Genomic DNA, 17,443 nt, shown 5'->3' with positions numbered 1-17,443 from the left:
TCAGTTGGCCGGAACCTCTGGAAGCTCTTTGGTGAACGCCAGGAACTTCAACGTCTCCGGGTGGCCGGCCAGGTCGAACTGCGGCTGGTAGCCGGTGGTGAGGTAAAGGTGCTTTGCTTCCGGCTGGCGGGGACCGGTGGTGAGGTAGAGCCTGGTGTACCCGCGGTGGGCGGCCAGGGTTTCCAGCTCGGCCATCACAAGTTTTGCCAGGCCGCGGCGGCGGTGGCCGGAGTGGGTCCAGATCCGCTTCAGTTCGGCGGTGGCGTCGTCGTAGCGGCGGAAGGCTCCGCCGGCGATGGATTCGCCGTTTTCCTGGACCACCAGGAGCGCACCGCCGGGTCCCTCGAATTCGTCAGCCGGATAGCGGTTCAGTTCCTCCGCTGCCGCCTTCCGTCCGAAGAGGTCGCCATAGCGGGTGTCGTATTCGACGGCGAGTTCGTCCAGCAGCGGCCGGACCCGGGGATCGTGCATGGGAAGGTTGAGGACCGTCAGCGCGGCCGGGTCAAGGGGCCGGCGCGTGACGCGCTGGCGCTCCGCGTCATTGGGCTCGGGTCCAGCCTCAAGGGGTTTGCACGCGAGGTCAGGTTCTACAGCCACGGTTTCAGTTCTTTCCGACGGCGGCTGGTTCTGCGGACATGGTGGCGGACACCCGGGCGCGAACCAGCCCACAGCCTCGGTTCCCTGCCCGACGCAAGGTACTGCAGGCCGCCGTCGGGAGTTTCAACGAAGCGTCCGCCGCGTCCTTCCATCAGGAGGACCAGAAGGTCAACGAAGGCGAGACCCTACCGGAAAACGATCACATCCTGCCCGGGGGCGATGGGTGAGTAGTCGACGTCGGTGGTGTAGCTGCGTGCCGCGTGGTAGCCCCCGTGGCGCTCGGCGAAGCCGGCCCAGGCGGCAGAGGCGGCCTCAGGACGGGAATCAGTGTGGCCCAGGGCGGTCACTACGACGTCGGCCGGCCGTTGGCCAGCTCGACGAGGTATGCGGCTGGATCCGCGGCGGGACCGGCGGTGGCAGGAAGCTCAGCTGCTCTGGGGCCGTGAGCTGTCCGAATACGATCCCGACGGGCCGCTTCCGGAGATCGACCCCGTGGTGGAGGAGACCTCCGAGACGCGCGGCAGCGGCTTCCACGGGCCAAGGCGCGGCAGCTGGCGGACCAGTGGCGGGCGGAGGCCAAGGACAAGGGCCTCTTCATCCGGCAGTTCGTCACCTCCCGCACAGCGCGGGTGGACGCCACCTTCACCGGTTCGTACGCGGCGGTGGCGGACCAGTTGGCAGAGTATGCGCGGGTTGGTGCGGTGGACGGTTTCAACATCTCACCGTGGCTGGTTCCCACCGGCCTGGACGACATCGTGAACCACCTGGTGCCGGAACTGCAGGAACGCGATGTTGAGCTCGAATGGATACAGCCGCTTGCCTGGTTTGGTCACTAGGGCAGTATCTCCGCGAACACGCCATCTGTCGTGCAACCGTAGGACAGCCTTCCTACCCACCCCAAGCCTGGTCGCTACAGCCTTGGACACCCAACCGGTCTTAAACAGCGCCACCGCGGCTTCGCGCTGCTCCTCAGACAACGAACTAACCCTAAACATGAAACTGCTCCCCGTAAGTCAGAACTGAACTTTCAGTCCAACTTTCGGGGAGCAGTTCATAGAACCGGCCCTTCAGCGAATACGGCTACCTTGTACTGGCGGATACCGTGATGGATCCTCCCGCGGAGGACGTCACCTTGATGGTTGGCGTCACTGCCGCGGTCGAGTTACGGGCGCGGATCGTCCAGGTACCGTCAGCGGCGACCGTTGCGGTGCCGATCCGCACACCGCTGGCGTTGGTGGCCGTGATGGTGTTGCCGGTGGTGATGCTGGCGCTTCCACCAAGCCGCCATTCCCGCTTGTCAGCGCGGAACTCGGCCGTGGCCGTGAGCTGGTCGGCGGGAGTCAAGGTTGACGAAGCGCCGGTACCAAAGCTTGCCGGAGCGCTCTCGCCTGCCGCGCTGGTGGCCACCAGCTTGAGGGTGTAGGTGGTTCCATTTGTCAACCCGCTCAGGGCGGCGCTACGCGCTGCCGCGTCCGTCTCCACCGTGACAGCTGTTCCGGATGCCGGGGTGGCCGTCAGGACGTAGCCGGTAACCGGTGTATTGCCTGCGGCTGCCGCCTGCCATTCGACATTCGCGCTGCCGTTGCCGGTGGTTACCCTGACGACGTTGGGAGCGGCCGGTGCAGTCATGTCCCCTGCCTGCACGGAGAAGGCCACTGGTTCAGCGGCGGTATTACCCGCGAGGCTATTAGCAGTGACGACGAAGCTGTACTTCGTTCCGGGTGTCAGGCCTTCGAGCTTGGCTGAAGTGGCACCGCTTCCTGCCTCAACCGAAGTGACTGCCACATCCCCGGACACCGCCTCAACGGTGTACCCGGTGACAGCCGAGCCGTTGGCGGCGGCCGCGGTCCACGTGACATCCGCTGAACCGAGCAGGGAGCCGTCTTTCACGGCCACGTCGCCCGGGCCTGCGGGTGCGGAGGCCGCTGGAGGCTGCTCGGCAGACGTCACGTTAACCGTGCCGGCCGCCGCAGGGTTACTTGACTGTCCGTTCAATGCCACTACCTTGACCGGGTACGCCTGACCGTCCACCAAGCCGTGGATAGTTGCGCTTGTTGCTTCGGCTCCGACCTTGATGCTCACCTCCTGGCCCAGAACAGTGTCCTCTGCGATTACCTCGTAGCCGGTGATGGCAGGAGCGTCCGCGGGAACGGTGGCGGGTGCCCAGGTGGCGGTAATGCTGTTGTTGCCTGCCGTGCTGGCGAAGGCCTCAGTTGGTTGGTTGGGTGCTTGCCCGGAGGGCCCCGCGGGGCATCCGCCGAAGCCTGGCCCGTCAATCTCCTTGAACTCGGAGATGGTCAGGCCGAGCTGGGCTTCAACGCCGACCGGTTCTGCCTGCCAGCTGGCGACGGACGGATCACCAGCAAGAGCGGCGTCGCGCTCGGCTTTGGAGAAGAAACCGTACGTCACGGTGAACTCGCCGTTCTCGGTGCTGCCGTCGACCGTGTAGCCGGCAGGTGTCTCATCGTCGGGCCAGCCGATTGCCCGCTCGCCGATGCCCATGTCCCTCATGTCGGGGTTGACGATTTCCACCGCCATGCGGGCAATGTCGACGTCCGCGCCGTACGTGCCCTTGACCACAACCTTGCCCTCGACATCACCGGCGGTCTCCGGAGTGGCCGTCCCGTCAACAGCGTCGACTGAGGTAACGACCGCCGTGCCTGCTATCGCTCCGTCTGAGCTGCCGTCCTCAAACTCGACCGTGACGTCGTCGCCTCCTGAAATGTTGGGTGTGACCAGATCCCAGCAGACGCCTCCGGGGTGGTTGACCTCAAGGAAGCCGGTGCTATCGACCACGCCGCGTGCGACGCCGATAAGGCTACCGCCCCGGGACACGCGGATAGTTGCGTCCTGTCCCGCCTGTGCCGCGTATCCCTCGATTGCGACCATGTCGCGCTTGGTAAAGATTTCAATGTTGCCAGGGCCGACCGGGGGGTTCGCCGCCATCACAACGGACGCACCAGCTCCCAGAAGTGCAAGCGTGGTGGTTCCCGCGAGCAAGCCAGTGATACGTCTACGTGAGGACGAGTTACCGGGCGTACCGGGAGAAACGTGCCTTCGAAAGCTCATTACGAATCCTTTCCTTAGCGGCGCCCCCAGACCCCGGAATAGTTCAGCTGCAGGACGGACGCCTGCGAGGTAACAACCACTCTCATGAACCCGAGTTGGAGAAACGTTAGAAACCAAGTTGCAAAAACCTTGTCGAAGCCTCGTTTCCGGGCAAGAAATCCCTGAACCTTGCCATAGATGGGGCCCAGGAAAAACTTCCACGAAGACGGGCGGCCTTGTGCCGCTTGTACCGGCGCAGAGGCAAGATGCTTGTGCGAGCCGGGCCCGGCAATCGAAGCCCGACCCGGCGGTTCTTCAATCAGCGGTTGTCATCCAGGATCAAGTGGCTCGTGAGTCACAGCTGATTTCCGAACAACACCAGCGCCTCGGGGCATCTTGTGGAAACCTGGGATAAGGCAGGGCGCCCTCGATATGTTGGACCAAACGCGCGGCTTATTGGCGAACGAACGTCTTGTTAACCTGCTTAAAGCGTCGAGGAAGGGCCGACGGGCAGCAGGGTGAGTGCGCCGTCGACCCTTCCTTGGGGGCCGTCAGGCTCCAGCTGACGGTATGGGAGCAGCGGCTCTAGGGCACTTTGACCTCCATAGCGCGGGATTCAGCTAAGATTGCCTGCAGGGCGGAGCCCGATGACGGATGGGCTGCGACGGCCGCGGCGTGCTCCGGGAGCACACCCGTCTGATGGCGGATCTTCCGGCGGTACAGCCAGACCAGGTTCACCGTCATGGCGCCGCCCCACAGGACCGCGAGGATGTTCACGGGCAGTCCCCACTTGCCCAGGCTGAAGCCGGGCTCGGAGCCGTCGTCGGCGAGCGGCCACTTCTTCAGGAGCCGGTTCACGTTGACCAGTAGCGGGATGACGGCCAGGACGCCGATCACCATAGCCGCGACAGTCGGGGTCCTGCGTTCCGGATCCACTTTGCTGAGCTGCCGGCTGAACGGCAGGTTATTGTTCCGGGCCATCGCGAACATCATCCGGATGGCGGCAGCGTGGACGGACAGGGTGCACGCAAGGAAGGCCTTGCCGAACGCGCAGTTCCGCCGCGACCTTGAGCAGGAACGTGCCGCCCTCCGGTGCCGGTAATGAGGACCAGACGCCGGAATTGAAGGCAGCCCGGGCTACAGCGACGGCGCGCTCGGCGTCTTCCCGGCCGGCGCCGGGAAACGTCCGGCTTAGAGCTCGTGAAGCGCGGCGCCCTCACTGTTATCGTCCCCGGCCGGGCCGAAGGCAATCTGCTCCGTGCGGGCGATGCTTCTCTGGATGGATGCCTTGTCCACGCCAAGAAGCGAGGTCAGCCACATACCGTTCTGTACGACGACGATGTCGGCCGCCCGGTCCTTGCATTCCTCCGGCGAGAGCTCGGGCTTGGCATTGCCGACGAGTGCCGCCAGCCCGTCGAGATACCGGTCGAAGGCCGCGGCGTTGATCTCCGCATAGCCTTCATCAGCCTGCGCGAGGGCCCACAGGTGCAGGCGCAGGGACAGGTAGCGGGTGGTGAGCAGGTCAGCTCCCGCAACGCGCCGCAGCGCCGCACGCAACTGGTCGTCCGGGGCCAGCGACGGGTCGGGCGAGACCAGCCTGAGATCGTGCTCATCCACCCGGTGCAGGGCCGCGCGGATGAGGCTGGTCTTATCGTCGTAGTAGTAGTTCACGAGACCCAGCGCGACGCCGGCTTCGCGCGCCACGGCCCGCATGCTCACGCCGGAGATACCGTGGCGGGACAGCAGTTCCAGCGCCGCTTCGAGAATGCGGGACTGCCGGTCAAGCTGTTCGCCGGAGTTCACGGTATTTGTCCCCATCGGGCCAGACTATGGCCAAACCCGCCCGGAGTGTACTTTCCGGATCCGGTCCCCCTACTTCTTGGGGAGGCCTGCCGGGTTCAGCTCGGACTTCTGGACGGCCTCCGAAGTCAGGCCCCAGCGGTCCAGGATTTTGGCGTAGGTGCCGTTCTCGATCAGCTCGTTCAGCGTGGCCTGGGCGGCCACGGCCAAACCATTGTCCTTCTTGGTGGTGAAGGCGATCTCCGCCGTCAGCGGCCAGCCGCCGTTGAGTGTGCCCACCTGCTTGCTCTTGCCGTCCTGGGCTGCCTTGTAGGCGGCACCCGCGTTGGGCCCGAACGTCAGGTCCGCCCGGTCCGACTGAAGGGCCAGGGTGGAGGCCGAGTCGTCGTCGTAATACTGGAACTCAACCGGCTTCAGGCCGTTCTTTTTGTTCTCCTCGTCCCAGCGCACCAGGATGGCTTCCTGGTTGGTGCCGGAGCCGACGATGATGCGCTTGCCGGCAACATCCTTGGCTTCCTTGATCCCGCCGATGTCCGAACCGCTCTTGGCGTAGAACCCCAGAAGGTCGTTCCGGTAGGTGGCGAAGTCGAACTTTTCCTTGCGCGCCTCGGTGACCGTGACGTTGGAGAGCACGGCCTCGTACTTGCCGGACTCAACGCCCAGCGGCCAGTCGGCCCAGGCCACCGGAAGAGCCTCGACCTCCAGCCCCAGGGTCTGACCCACGGCGTAGGCGATGTCCACCTCGCTGCCGATGAGGGTCTTGTTGTCCGTGGCGAAAAGGCTCAGCGGTGCGGTACCTCCGGTGCTCACCACAGTGAGCTTGCCGTCAGCCTTGATGGCCTCGGGAACCAAAGCTGCGGCCGCGGGGTCAACTGAGACCTTGAAACGGTCCTGTTCGGGGGACAGGTTGAAAGTCTTACCGGCCGTTGTGGCGGAGGACGACGACGGCGCTGTCGCCGCCGTGGCACCTGGATCTGCGCAGGCAGCAAGCGCCAGCAGCGCGGTGATGGTGAAGGCTGCGGTGTGGGCTTCGCGGAGCCCGGCAGCCCGCTGCGTATGCCGTAAGTCACAGAAATAAGCCGGACGCCGCCGTCGTTATGCATTGAGTGCCCGCCGCGACCCGGCCGGCAAACTCTACGCAACATTTTGAAAGGCCGGCACTTACCGTGACTCTCCCCCTCTCCATCCTTGACCTGGCAACCATCGGCAAGGGCCAGACGGCGGCAGAGAGTTTCGCAGGCAGCGTGGCCATGGCGCAGAGCGCCGAGAAGCTGGGATACCGGCGCGTCTGGTACGCCGAGCACCACAACATGTCCTCCATTGCCTCCTCGGCCACCAGCGTCCTGATCGCCCACGTTGCCGCCCAAACGGAGAGCATCCGGCTCGGTGCCGGCGGGGTCATGTTGCCCAACCACTCGCCGCTGACCATCGCCGAGCAGTTCGGCACCCTGGAAACCCTGCACCCGGGCCGGATCGACCTTGGCCTCGGCCGCGCGCCCGGCAGCGACCAGAACACGATGCGCGCGCTGCGGCGCGACCCCATGTCCGCGGACAGTTTCCCGCAGGACGTCCTGGAACTGCAGGGCTACCTCACCGGCCCCACCAGGATCCAGGGGGTCGAAGCCACCCCGGGCAAGGGCACCAACGTGCCGCTGTACATCCTGGGATCCTCTTTGTTCGGTGCCCGCCTCGCCGCCCAGCTGGGCCTGCCGTACGCGTTCGCCTCGCACTTTGCCCCCAACGCGCTGCAGGATGCCGTGGCCATCTACCGCCGTGAATTCAAGCCCTCCGCGCAATTGGATGCCCCGCACGTCATCGCTGGCGTCAACGTCATTGCCGCTGATTCCGCCTCTGAAGCACAGGCGATGATGCAGGCCACCAAACGGGCCAGGGTCTCCCTGTTCTTTGGCGGCGGCCGTGAGTTTACCGACGACGAAGCAGACATGATCCTCGACTCCCCACAGGGGCAGCACGTCTCGCAGATGATGACCTACTCTGCGGTGGGAACGCCCGACGTCGTTATGGATTACCTGGATAGCTTTGGCGCGTACGCCGATGCCGACGAACTCATTGTCGCCCACCAAAGCAACGACACCGGGGCGCGGCTGCGGTCCGTTGAACTCCTGGCCATGGCTGCCGGGCTGGTGCGGGTCTAGTTCGCGAAGGTTCAGGCCCTGCCGCTTTTGACACGGGCACGGGACGGACGCCGGACTTTTACACATACGCAATGAAGGGGACTTTCGCGGGAAACCGCCGGGGCCGAATATGGGAACTGCCCCCAGGGGAAACCGCCGGGATTCCCGCGAGGGGCACCAACCGGTAGTCCGCAGGCAATCCAGCGGCTGAGTTCCCGGCCTGGTCCTGCCTTGAGGGGTACACGGATGCCGACGCCTTTAAACCAAAGCGTGGCGGATTCCGCGCTGCTCACCCGTTCCCTCCCGCTGGAGATGCTCCGCGCTTTCGTCCAGTCGGATGCTGTGGAGAACGGGCTGACGCCTGCGCTCCTCGCGGAGCTCAAAGTACTGGCTCGGGTTCCCGGGCTGCTGGTGGCCTGCAACTATGGCGGCACGCTGTGCGGCGCCGAGGGCATCTCCACCGAGATCCTCCCACTCGGCAGTGCGGCTATAGCCCTGCGCGCCCTTGCTGCCCTCCCCAACACCCATGCGGCAGTCATTTCGGGGCGCTCGCTCCGTGATCTTGCAGCGGTATCCCGCCTTCCGGTGGAGGTTCATCTCATTGGCTCGCACGGCGCGGAATCGGATATGGGCTTCGCGCACGCCCAGACCCTGGCCACCGAGTCCGTCCTGCAGAAGGTCAACGCCGCGCTCAATGAGGCCGTGGGTTTCCAAAAAGGCATCTGGATTGAACGCAAACCCGTGGCCATTTCTGTCCACACCCGGCCTGCACCGCCGGACGTCGTGGAGTCCGTAACGGAATCTGCCCGGGAGATTGCCCGCACGCACGGCCTGTTCTTCATTGTGGACGGTTCAGTGCTGGACCTGTCCGTGGTGGAGCCGTCCAAAGCGGAGGCCCTGGAAAGCCTCCGTTCCCGGCTCGGAGCCAGCGCAGCCATGTTCGCCGGGGATGCCTACAGTGACGAACTGGCCATCGCCACCCTGCGCGGGCCGGACCTGGGCCTGCGGGTAGGGCCGGGGGAAACCGGCGCTGCGCACCGTGTCCGTGACCCGGAAACTTTCGCCCGGGTCCTGGCCCTCCTCTTCGAACTGCGCAGGGCATGGCTGTTCGGCGAGGATGCCGTGGGACTTGAGCGGCACACCATGATCGGCAACGGTTCCTCCACCGCGCTGCTGACACCCGATGCGAAGATCTGCTGGATGAGCCATCCGCTGCCGGATTCGGGATCCTTGTTTGCCCACATCCTCGGCGGAGACGCCGCCGGCCACTTCTCCGTGGAGCCGGTTAAGGCCTCCCCGGTGCTGGGGCAGCGCTACGTGGACAGCACCATGATTGCTGAAACCCGGTGGGCGGACGTCACGGTCACGGACTACCTGGAGCCTGCCCCGGACGGCATCACCAGCCTGGTCCGGGTGCTCTCGGGCAATGGCGCCGCAAGGATAACCTTTGCTCCCCGGCCGGACTACGCCAATGCCCCGTTCAGCATGGAGGCCCGCGGGGATGAACTTCACATTCTGGGTACCTCAGAACCGATCATCCTGTTCGCCCCTGGGGTCACTTTCAGCATCACCTCAGACGGGCGCCACGCTACGGCCACAGCATCCGTGAACCTGCAGGACGGCCCCGTGGTGCTCAACCTGCGCTGCGGAGACACGGAACCGCAGCCCGCGGACCCGGAAGGGGAGACGGAGCGGCGGTCGGGGGTGGCCCTTCATGCCCGGCAGTGGGTCCAGAAGCTTGTCCTCCCGTCCGTTAAACCTTCCCTGGTGCGGCGGTCGGCGCTGGTGCTCCGCGCCCTGGTGCACGAACCAACAGGTGCAGTCCTCGCGGCCCCCACCACGTCGCTGCCTGAGGGAATCGGCGGGACAAGGAACTGGGACTACCGGTACTGCTGGCTGCGGGACGGGTCCATGACGGTAAACGCGCTGGTGGACCTCGGCTCCACGGCGGAGGCTGTCGGATTCCTGGGTTGGCTGGGGCGGATCCTCGAACACGCACCCGGCCCCGAATGGCTGCACCCCCTGTACTCGGTGACCGGCGCGCCGCTCTCCACGGAAGCCGTCGTCGACAGCCTTCCCGGCTACGCCGGCTCCCGCCCCGTCAGGATCGGCAACGCCGCGGACCACCAGGTCCAGCTGGACGTCTTCGGGCCCGTTGCTGAGCTGATCCATGCGCTGAGCGAGCGGGAAGGCGTGCTCGCCGATCAGCACTGGGAGCTGATGGTCCAGATGTCCTCAGCGGTCCTGGCCCGCTGGCGCGAACCTGACCACGGGATCTGGGAAGCCCGGCGTGCAGCCCGCCACCACGTCTACTCCAAGGTGATGTGTTGGGTGACCCTTGACCGGGCGTTGCGCACAGCGGCCCGACACGGCCGGGAGCCGGACCCGGCCTGGGCGCTGACCGCCGGCACCATCCGGGAGGAGGTGCTGTGCGAGGGCTGGGATGAGTCGGCAAATTCCTACACCGTGGCGTACGACAGCCCGGACCTTGATGCTGCCGTCCTGCACATTGGCCTTTCCGGCCTGCTGGACGTTGCGGACCAGCGCTTCCTGGACACCGTCACTGCCGTGGAGCGGGAGCTGCGGGTGGGGCCCACCGTTTTCCGGTACAGGTACGACGACGGCCTGCCGGGCCTGGAGGGCGGGTTCCACATCTGCACCACCTGGCTGATCGAAGCCTACGTGGCCGTGGGCCGGATTGATGAGGCCTGGGACCTGTTCGACCAGTTGGTGAACCTTTTCGGGCCCACCGGACTGCTGCCGGAGGAGTACGACCCCGGCACGGAGACCCACCTGGGGAACCATCCGCAGGCGTACTCCCATCTGGGCTTCATCCGCTGCGCCCGGCTCCTGGACGAACACCAGGGCAAAAGATAGCAGGCGTGCGTTTTGGGTACCTAGAGTGGAGGTAACAGGGACCCAAACCGAAACGAGACTGATGATGACCGCCCGCTCGCAGGGAGTGGGGTTCCGTTCTGAACGGGGCCCCATCCTCATTGCACTGATGCTGTCTGCCGGGCTGGTGGCCATCGACTCCACCATCGTGGCCACCGCGGTACCGTCAATCGTTCGTGACATCGGCGGGTTCGAGTCGTTCCCGTGGCTTTTTTCTGCATACCTGCTGGCCCAGGCCGTCTCGGTGCCCATCTACGGCAAGCTCTCGGACATGGTTGGCCGCAAGCCCATCATCCTGGCCGGCATCGGGCTGTTCCTGCTCGGTTCCATCCTGTGCGGGATCGCCTGGAGCATGCCGGCCCTGATCGCTTTCCGGGCGCTGCAGGGGCTCGGCGCGGGAGCCGTGCTGCCCGTGTCCATCACCATCGCCGGTGACATCTACTCGCTCGAGGAGCGCGCCAAGGTCCAGGGCTACCTTGCCAGTGTGTGGGCGGTTTCCTCGGTGGTTGGTCCAAGCCTTGGCGGCATCTTCTCCGCACTGGGGATCTGGCGCGGAATCTTCCTGGTCAACGTTCCGCTCTGCCTGCTGGCCGCGTGGATGCTGTTCCGGACCCTCCACGAGAACGTGGAGCGCGCCAAGCACACGGTGGACTACGCCGGCGCGGCCCTGCTGGCGGTTTCACTTGGCCTGCTGATCCTTGGCGCCCTCGAGGGCGGGCAGGGGTGGGAGTGGAATTCCCCGGTCAGCATCGGCATCTTTGCGGTGGGCGCATTGCTGCTGGCCCTGTTCCTCGTGGTGGAGCGCCGGGCGGCGGAACCTGTCCTGCCATCCTGGGTGGTATCGCGGCGGCTTCTTGGCACCACTGCACTGGTGTCTTTCGGGGTCGGCGCGGTGATGATCGGGCTGACGTCCTACGTCCCCACGTTCCTGGAAGGGGCACTGAGCACCTCGCCCCTCATTGCCGGCCTGGCGCTCGCAGCGCTCACCCTCGGCTGGCCCATCAGCGCCTCGCAGGCCGGGCGGTTCTACTTGCGGATCGGGTTCAAGGCAACCGCCTTGATCGGCATCTCCATCACCGTGGCGGGACTCATGGCCCTGACACTCACGGCAGCCACTCCCAACCCGGTGCTGGTGGCGGCCAGCTGCTTTGTGGTGGGACTCGGCCTGGGGCTGGTTGCCACGCCCACCCTGATCTCTGCGCAGTCCAGCGTTTCCTGGAATGAGCGCGGTGTGGTGACCAGCACCAACATGTTCGCCCGTTCCATCGGCAGCGCACTGGGCGTGGCCGTATTCGGCGCCGTAGCCAATGCGATCTACGCAAACACAGCCGGGGAAGGTGATGCTCCCGCAGTGGTGGCTGCTTCCGGCGCTGTCTTCCTGGCGGCGCTGGTGGGCGGCATCCTCACCGTGGCCGCGGTGCTGGCGATGCCCGCGGTGAAGGCGGACACCGCTCAGCAACCCGAAGAGGAGACTCTGAGCAGCAGTGGGGAGGGCCAGCAGCAGCACTGATACCTAGCGTGCTGCGCGGAAGATTTCCGGGGCCGGCCGGGCGCCGGTGGCGAGGTCTGCAAGGATCCGGCCGACGACGGGAGTGAACTTGAACCCGTGCCCGGAGAACCCGGCGCCGATCACCACGGGGCCGATCCGGTCCAGGACAAAGTCCTCATCCGGGGTGGTGGTGTAGGTGCAGCTGATCGCCTCGAACAAGTCCGCGTCGACGCCGGGCAGCCACACCCGCGCATAGTCCTGCAGGGCGGCAAGCTGGGCAGGCTCCGGCTGGAAGGAGCGCCGGTCCGGGTCCACCACCGGTCCCACGCCGTGCCAGCCTGCCTTGATGCCCTCACCAGGAGTCTGCATTCCGTATACGGGGGAGTACCAGTTCTTGTACTGCTCGCCCATGCCCGGCATGTGGTTGAACCCGGGCCATGCGGCCCCCTGGTCCACCGCTTGGAAGTGCACCGGCTGCTCCTGGGTGACCCGCAGCTGCGGGATCCGGAGTCCTGCGCCGCTGCTGCCGAGGAGTTTCTCCGTCCAGCCGCCGGCTGTGACCACCACCTGGGCGGCGGCGACCACCTCGGTACCGGCGCCGGACTCCAAAGCCAGCCGGACGCCGTCGTCCATCACCCGGAGTTCAACCACCTTGGTATGGTGGCGGATCTCGGCGCCCCGGGCCGTGGCGAGCCGCTGGAAGGCGGGGAGCGCAGCCTCCGGGTTGAGTTGGCCGCCGTCGGGCATGTGCAGCGCCTGCTGGTCGAACCGGATGCCGCGCCAGCGCTCGCCTGCCTCCACGGGGGACAGGAACTCGGCGCGGATGCCTGCCTCGTTCAGGGCCGCGGCGACGTCCGCAAGCCGCGGGTCCGGTCCGTGGTTCACGATTCCCGTGCGCGCCAGCAGCGTCTCGCCGCTTTCCTGCTCCAGCTCGTCCCACAGGGCCAGCCCCTCGGCCAGCATGGCCACGTATTCGGGACGGTGGTAGCCGGGGTTCAGGTTGCGGGTGCTGCCGTGCGAGGCGCCGATCTTGTGCCCGGGCCCGAACTGCTCCACCAGCGTCACCTGCCGGCCGCGTCGCGACAGCGCCCAGGTTGCGGCCGATCCCATGGCTCCGCCGCCGATCACCACGGTGTCCAGCATCTTTTCCATCAAGCTCCCATCACGTCAGCAGCAGCGCTACGCCAATCATCGCCGGGACTGCCACCACCGTAGTAATCAGCACGGTGTCCTTGGCCACGGTGAGGCCGGTTTTGTAACGGCTGGCGGCTACAAAAACATTTTGTGCGGTGGGCAGCGCTGACGTGACCACCACGGCGAAAAGAACATGGCCTTCCAGCCCCAGCGCGAACCGTGCGAAGAGATACGCAAGCGCCGGTTGGACCGCCAGTTTGAATGCACTGGCCAGCAGCGTGTCCACCCGGCGGGCCGCGGAGGCCTGCAGCGGGCGGCTGCCGTTAAGGCTCATGCCAAAAGCGATCAGCATGGCCGGAATTGCCGCACCGCCGATCAGGTGGATGGGCTCCATGACCAGCGGCGGGACCTGCCAGCCGGTACCCGCCACCAGCAGGCCCAGCGCGGAGCCGACGATCATGGGGTTCTTCAGGATCATCACCACAAAACTCAGGGGCGTGGTGCGGTGCGAGCTGGTGCTCGAATCCAGGATCATCAGGAACAGCGGCGTGAAAAAGGCCAACTGGAAGATCAGTAGCGGCGCCACGTAGCTCGCATCGCCCAGGACGTAGACGGCGATGGGAATGCCGAGGTTGGCGGAGTTGACCAGCGAGGCCGCCATCGAGGACATCAGGGCCTCGGAAAGCGAGCGTTTCAGCCAGAACTTGGCGATGGCAAAGAATATGGCGGCGGTGGCAATGGCCGACACCGCCGCAACCAGCAGCGGTGCTGCGAAGACTTCGGCGAGGCGCGCCCTGCTCAGCGTTTCAAAAAGGAGCGCCGGGCTGGCCACAAAAAAGGTGAGGGAACTGAGGACCTGCCGTGCATTGTCGCCCAGGATTTTCTGCCGGCCCACAAACCAGCCCACCAGGATGATGCACCAGACCACAAAAAAGCCAGCCAGTACGCCTAGCAAGGGACAAGCCGCAGCGGATTAAGCCACAGGGCGCGGCGGAGGCAGGTACCGGGACACACGCTCCGGTTAGAAGTTGGCGTTGTTAAGGGCAAACGGGGGACGCAGCAGTCCGGGCGTCAGGCCCTCGGCGGGGTCGTTGCCCAGCTGGATCACCCGGTTGTTCTCGTCCACGTGGACCACCCGCGGCTCGTAGGCCCTGGCTTCCTCGGTGGTCATCTGGGCGTAGGTAATCAGGATGACAAGATCGTTTTCATGCATCAGGTGCGCGGCGGCACCATTGATGCCGATGACGCCCGAGCCGCGCTCGCCGGCGATGGTGTACGTTTCCAGCCGTGAACCGTTGGTGATGTCCACAATCGAGACGAGTTCGCCGGGCAGGATGTCGGCAGCCTCAAGCAGGTCCAGGTCAACGGTGACCGACCCTACGTAGTGCAGGTCGGCGTGGGTAACGGTGGCCCGGTGGATTTTGGACTTGAACATTGTTCGATTCATAACGGCATCAGTCTAGCGCCGGGGGCCCTTCCGCGCAGTGACGCAGGGAACACCTGGGCGGCACGAAGAAGGGCGTGCGACGGCGGTCCTCATCCGGCGTCGTTCCCCGCCACCGCTTCTGCAGCGGCGGCGAGGGTTTCCCGGGCGGCGAGGATGGCGGGACGTTTTGCGCTGGAGCGGCGGACGGAGGTGAAGATGGTGCGGTACGGCTTGCCTGGCAGTTCCAACAGTTGTGCCGTGGTGCCGCGGCCGGTCCATACCAGGTCCGGCATCAGCGCCACCGCATTGCCGGACTCAATCAGGCGGATCTGCGCCTGCAGGTCAGCGGTCTCGTACCGTACGTCCGGTTCGAAGCCGGCGCTGCGGCACGCCTGTTCCGCCCAATGGCGCGACGCGGCACCCCGGGGTTCCATAACCCACGCGAGTTCCGCGGTGTCTTCGAGCGAGCGGATGGCCGGCCCGCCGTCGGACCCGGCCGGGACTGCCAGCCGGATGGCGTCAGTGGTCAGCTTGATCCGGTCCAGCTCCGGATATCGCGGCGCCGCGTGCCCGGGATACTGCTCGGCAATGACCAGGTCGAAGTCGCGTGCCCACGTCTCATGCAGCGCGGTTTCGGGTTCCCGTTGAATCATCTCAATACGGACCTCGGGGTACTTGGAGGACATCCGGGTGAGGGTGTCCGGCATCAGCGCAAGGGCCGCTGACTGGAAAACCGCGATCCTGACTGTCCCCGTGACGGTGGTCAGGGAAGCCGCCAGATCCGCTTCCGCCTGTTCCATGGTCTGAAGCAGCTGCGCCGTGTGCGCTACCAGCACTTCGGCCTGGGGGGTCAGCTGCACCCGCCGCCCGGTCTTGCGGAGCAGCTCCACGCCCACGTCCTTCTCGAGCAGGGCAAGCTGCTGCGATACCGACGACGGGCTGTACTGCAGTGCCTCCGCCACCTCCGCTAGCGTCCCCCGGATGCTTAATTCGCGGAGCAGCCGGAGCCTGCGGACGTCAAGCATGGCGAATTCCTAACTGAAACTAACGAATATAGGTTAGAAGTAGTCACTTTATCTAATGCAAGCAGGCTTGCATACTGTTGGGACCGAGTTACCCCCGTCACTGCGCCCGTGGGCGTGCCGCGGCGGGGTCGCACCCCAAGCAGGAGTTCCTGATGAGCACTAGAGACATGAGCCAGTCGATCATGAGGCGCAAGCCCATCGACGACATCGAGGAAGAAAACAAACACAGTGGCCTCTTTAAGTCACTCGGGCTGTGGCAGCTTACGGCGATCGGCGTAGGCGGCATTATCGGCGTCGGCATCTTCTCCCTTGCGGGACTGGTGGCAGCAGGAAGCGAAAGCGCGCCCGGGGTGGGCCCCGCGGTGCTGATTTCCTTCCTGGTGGCCGGTCTTGCGTCGGCGGCCGCCGCGCTGTCCTACGCAGAGTTCGCGGGCATGATTCCGCGTGCGGGCTCGGCCTATACCTATGGATATGTGGCACTGGGGGAAATCATCGGCTGGTTCATCGGCTGGGACCTGCTGCTCGAATACATCGCCATCGTGGCGGTGGTGGCCATCGGCATCTCCGGCTATTTCGACGCCTTCCTCTCCGGAATCGGCATCAACATGCCTGTCTGGATGACGTCCACGGCCGATGAGGGCCGGGGCGGAATCGTGAACATCCCGGCCATCGTGGTGTGCCTCATCGTGACCTGGATCCTCTCGCGCGGCACCAAGGCGTTCGGCCGTTTTGAACTCGTGGCCGTGGCCATCAAGGTCATCCTGATCCTCTTCATCATCGGGCTGGGCGTCTTCTACATCGACACCAACAATTACAACCCGTTTATGCCCAGCGGCTTCGGCCCCGTCCTCGCCGGCGCGGCCACAGTCTTCTTCGCCGTGTTCGGCTACGACGCCATGAGTACTGCGGCCGAAGAGGCGAAAGACGGCAAGAAGCACATGCCCAAGGCCATCATCCTTTCGCTGATCATTGCAATGCTGCTGTACGTCGCGGCCACCCTGGTGCTGACCGGCATGCAGAACTACAGGGACATCGACCCGACTGCAGGCTTCGCTTCAGCCTTCACCGGTGTGGGCCTGCCGGTGATCGCCACCATCATCTCGGTGTTCGCCGTGTTGTCCATCCTCACCGTGATGCTGACCTTCCTCCTCGGCGTTACCCGTGTCTGGTTCTCGATGAGCCGCGATGGCCTGCTGCCCGGCTGGTTCGCCAAGACTGACCGCCACGGCACCCCGCAGCGTGTCACGTGGATCGCCGGCGTCGCCTCCGCCCTGCTGGCCGGAGTGTTTCCCATCAAGGCCGTTGCGGACCTCACGAACATCGGCATCCTGGCCGCGTTCGTCGTCGTCTGCTTCTCGGTGATCGTCTTCCGCTACAAGCGTCCGGATGCTCCCCGCACCTTCCGCCTGCCACTGATGCCGGTCATCCCGGCCTTCGGTGTGCTGGCCTCGGCCTTCCTGATGTTCCAGCTGCACTGGGAAACCTGGGCGCGCTTCGGCGTCTGGCTTCTTGTCGGCCTTGCCATCTACTTCTTCTATGGACGCAAGAACTCGCTGATGAACCCGAACAGCCCGCGGCACGAGGAGATTGTGGAGATGCACCGGCCAGTCGGCTGACCCTCTCCCCAACGCCCCATCACCTACCGCACCAAATTCCCGGACGCTCTATCACCTCTGGCGTAAAAGCAACGAACCCTCTTCCACTTCCTGTGGGGGAGGGTTCGTTGCTTATTGGGCAGTGCAAAAGGGTTGCCGGATTTCATGCGGAACGTGATGGGGCGTGGGCTTGAAACGTGCGGAAGGTGGTGGGGCGTTTAACAAGGCCGGTTGGGTCGTACGCGGGCGGCCTAAATCTTTGGTTTTTCTAACCTGTATTGCTTAGAAAAGATCGCTTT

13 protein-coding genes and 2 pseudogenes are annotated in these 17,443 nt (G+C 65.3%); 5 read left to right on the top strand and 10 right to left on the bottom strand.

The genetic code is table 11. The features are described 5' to 3' along the window. Both M1E07_RS19185 and M1E07_RS19180 read right to left on the bottom strand, forming a co-directional pair. Positions 1-471, bottom strand: coding sequence for a GNAT family N-acetyltransferase (locus M1E07_RS19185; RefSeq protein ID WP_461190443.1), 471 nt, complete (start codon positions 469-471; stop codon positions 1-3). 311 nt (positions 472-782) lie between these two features. Continuing rightward, a complete protein-coding gene (locus tag M1E07_RS19180) occupies positions 783-944 on the bottom strand; it encodes a hypothetical protein (protein WP_461188201.1) in 162 nt (53 codons plus the stop codon). 85 nt (positions 945-1,029) lie between these two features. Between M1E07_RS19180 and M1E07_RS19175 the strand changes: the two are divergent. Further along, a pseudogene (locus tag M1E07_RS19175) lies at positions 1,030-1,391 on the top strand (F420-dependent methylene-tetrahydromethanopterin reductase); the annotation flags it as partial. A 286-nt stretch (positions 1,392-1,677) separates the two neighbouring features. Here M1E07_RS19175 and M1E07_RS19170 read toward each other — a convergent pair. The 4 genes and pseudogenes from M1E07_RS19170 to M1E07_RS19155 form a co-directional block, all read right to left on the bottom strand. Continuing rightward, positions 1,678-3,486, bottom strand: a complete 1,809-nt coding sequence (locus tag M1E07_RS19170; protein ID WP_461188200.1) for a fibronectin type III domain-containing protein — start codon at positions 3,484-3,486, stop codon at positions 1,678-1,680. Positions 3,487-4,230: 744 nt separating this feature from the next. After that, positions 4,231-4,692: pseudogene (locus M1E07_RS19165) on the bottom strand (amino acid permease); the annotation flags it as partial. Positions 4,693-4,836: 144 nt separating this feature from the next. Then, positions 4,837-5,463: a TetR/AcrR family transcriptional regulator gene (locus tag M1E07_RS19160; RefSeq protein ID WP_461188199.1), complete on the bottom strand. Its 627-nt coding sequence runs from the start codon at positions 5,461-5,463 to the stop codon at positions 4,837-4,839. A gap of 54 nt (positions 5,464-5,517) precedes the next feature. After that, entirely contained in the window at positions 5,518-6,453 is a 936-nt protein-coding gene (locus tag M1E07_RS19155) for an ABC transporter substrate-binding protein (protein ID WP_461190442.1), read from the bottom strand. 158 nt (positions 6,454-6,611) lie between these two features. On the opposite strand from M1E07_RS19155, the gene M1E07_RS19150 reads away from it, so the two are divergent. The 3 genes from M1E07_RS19150 to M1E07_RS19140 all read left to right on the top strand — a co-directional run bounded on the left by M1E07_RS19150 (position 6,612) and on the right by M1E07_RS19140 (position 11,985). Beyond that, positions 6,612-7,601: an LLM class flavin-dependent oxidoreductase gene (locus tag M1E07_RS19150; protein ID WP_461188198.1), complete on the top strand. Its 990-nt coding sequence runs from the start codon at positions 6,612-6,614 to the stop codon at positions 7,599-7,601. 225 nt (positions 7,602-7,826) lie between these two features. Next, on the top strand, positions 7,827-10,457 hold the full coding sequence (locus M1E07_RS19145; RefSeq protein ID WP_461188197.1) for a trehalase-like domain-containing protein: 2,631 nt from the start codon (positions 7,827-7,829) through the stop codon (positions 10,455-10,457). 61 nt (positions 10,458-10,518) lie between these two features. Then, positions 10,519-11,985, top strand: a complete 1,467-nt coding sequence (locus M1E07_RS19140) for an MFS transporter (RefSeq protein ID WP_461188196.1) — start codon at positions 10,519-10,521, stop codon at positions 11,983-11,985. A gap of 3 nt (positions 11,986-11,988) precedes the next feature. Here the strand turns inward: M1E07_RS19140 and M1E07_RS19135 are convergent, their stop codons facing one another. The 4 genes from M1E07_RS19135 to M1E07_RS19120 form a co-directional block, all read right to left on the bottom strand. Continuing rightward, the gene (locus M1E07_RS19135; protein ID WP_461188195.1) at positions 11,989-13,116 is read right to left on the bottom strand and encodes an FAD-dependent oxidoreductase; all 1,128 of its coding nucleotides are present in this window, start codon (positions 13,114-13,116) and stop codon (positions 11,989-11,991) included. Positions 13,117-13,126: 10 nt separating this feature from the next. Then, positions 13,127-14,053, bottom strand: a complete 927-nt coding sequence (locus M1E07_RS19130) for an AEC family transporter (RefSeq protein ID WP_461188194.1) — start codon at positions 14,051-14,053, stop codon at positions 13,127-13,129. Between the two features lie 66 nt (positions 14,054-14,119). Beyond that, the gene (gene panD / locus M1E07_RS19125; protein ID WP_461188193.1) at positions 14,120-14,545 is read right to left on the bottom strand and encodes an aspartate 1-decarboxylase; all 426 of its coding nucleotides are present in this window, start codon (positions 14,543-14,545) and stop codon (positions 14,120-14,122) included. Positions 14,546-14,634: 89 nt separating this feature from the next. Next, on the bottom strand, positions 14,635-15,549 hold the full coding sequence (locus tag M1E07_RS19120; protein ID WP_461188192.1) for a LysR substrate-binding domain-containing protein: 915 nt from the start codon (positions 15,547-15,549) through the stop codon (positions 14,635-14,637). Between the two features lie 152 nt (positions 15,550-15,701). On the opposite strand from M1E07_RS19120, the gene M1E07_RS19115 reads away from it, so the two are divergent. Continuing rightward, a complete protein-coding gene (locus M1E07_RS19115) occupies positions 15,702-17,165 on the top strand; it encodes an amino acid permease (RefSeq protein ID WP_461188191.1) in 1,464 nt (487 codons plus the stop codon). Positions 17,166-17,443 lie beyond the last annotated feature (278 nt).

The organism is Arthrobacter sp. Z4-13 (assembly GCF_054792705.1).
This window is presented reverse-complemented; position numbering and strand designations above follow the sequence as displayed.

Excerpts from the sequence above, each read along its gene's own strand:
- M1E07_RS19185 (WP_461190443.1), bottom strand. The coding sequence starts at position 471 with ATGCACGATCCCCGGGTCCGGCCGCTGCTGGACGAACTCGCCGTCGAA.
- M1E07_RS19135 (WP_461188195.1), bottom strand. The coding sequence starts at position 13,116 with ATGGAAAAGATGCTGGACACCGTGGTGATCGGCGGCGGAGCCATGGGA.
- panD (WP_461188193.1), bottom strand. The coding sequence starts at position 14,545 with ATGAATCGAACAATGTTCAAGTCCAAAATCCACCGGGCCACCGTTACC.
- M1E07_RS19140 (WP_461188196.1), top strand. The coding sequence starts at position 10,519 with ATGATGACCGCCCGCTCGCAGGGAGTGGGGTTCCGTTCTGAACGGGGC.
- M1E07_RS19145 (WP_461188197.1), top strand. The coding sequence starts at position 7,827 with ATGCCGACGCCTTTAAACCAAAGCGTGGCGGATTCCGCGCTGCTCACC.
- M1E07_RS19120 (WP_461188192.1), bottom strand. The coding sequence starts at position 15,549 with ATGCTTGACGTCCGCAGGCTCCGGCTGCTCCGCGAATTAAGCATCCGG.
- M1E07_RS19170 (WP_461188200.1), bottom strand. The coding sequence starts at position 3,486 with ATGGTCGCAATCGAGGGATACGCGGCACAGGCGGGACAGGACGCAACT.
- M1E07_RS19160 (WP_461188199.1), bottom strand. The coding sequence starts at position 5,463 with ATGGGGACAAATACCGTGAACTCCGGCGAACAGCTTGACCGGCAGTCC.
- M1E07_RS19115 (WP_461188191.1), top strand. The coding sequence starts at position 15,702 with ATGAGCACTAGAGACATGAGCCAGTCGATCATGAGGCGCAAGCCCATC.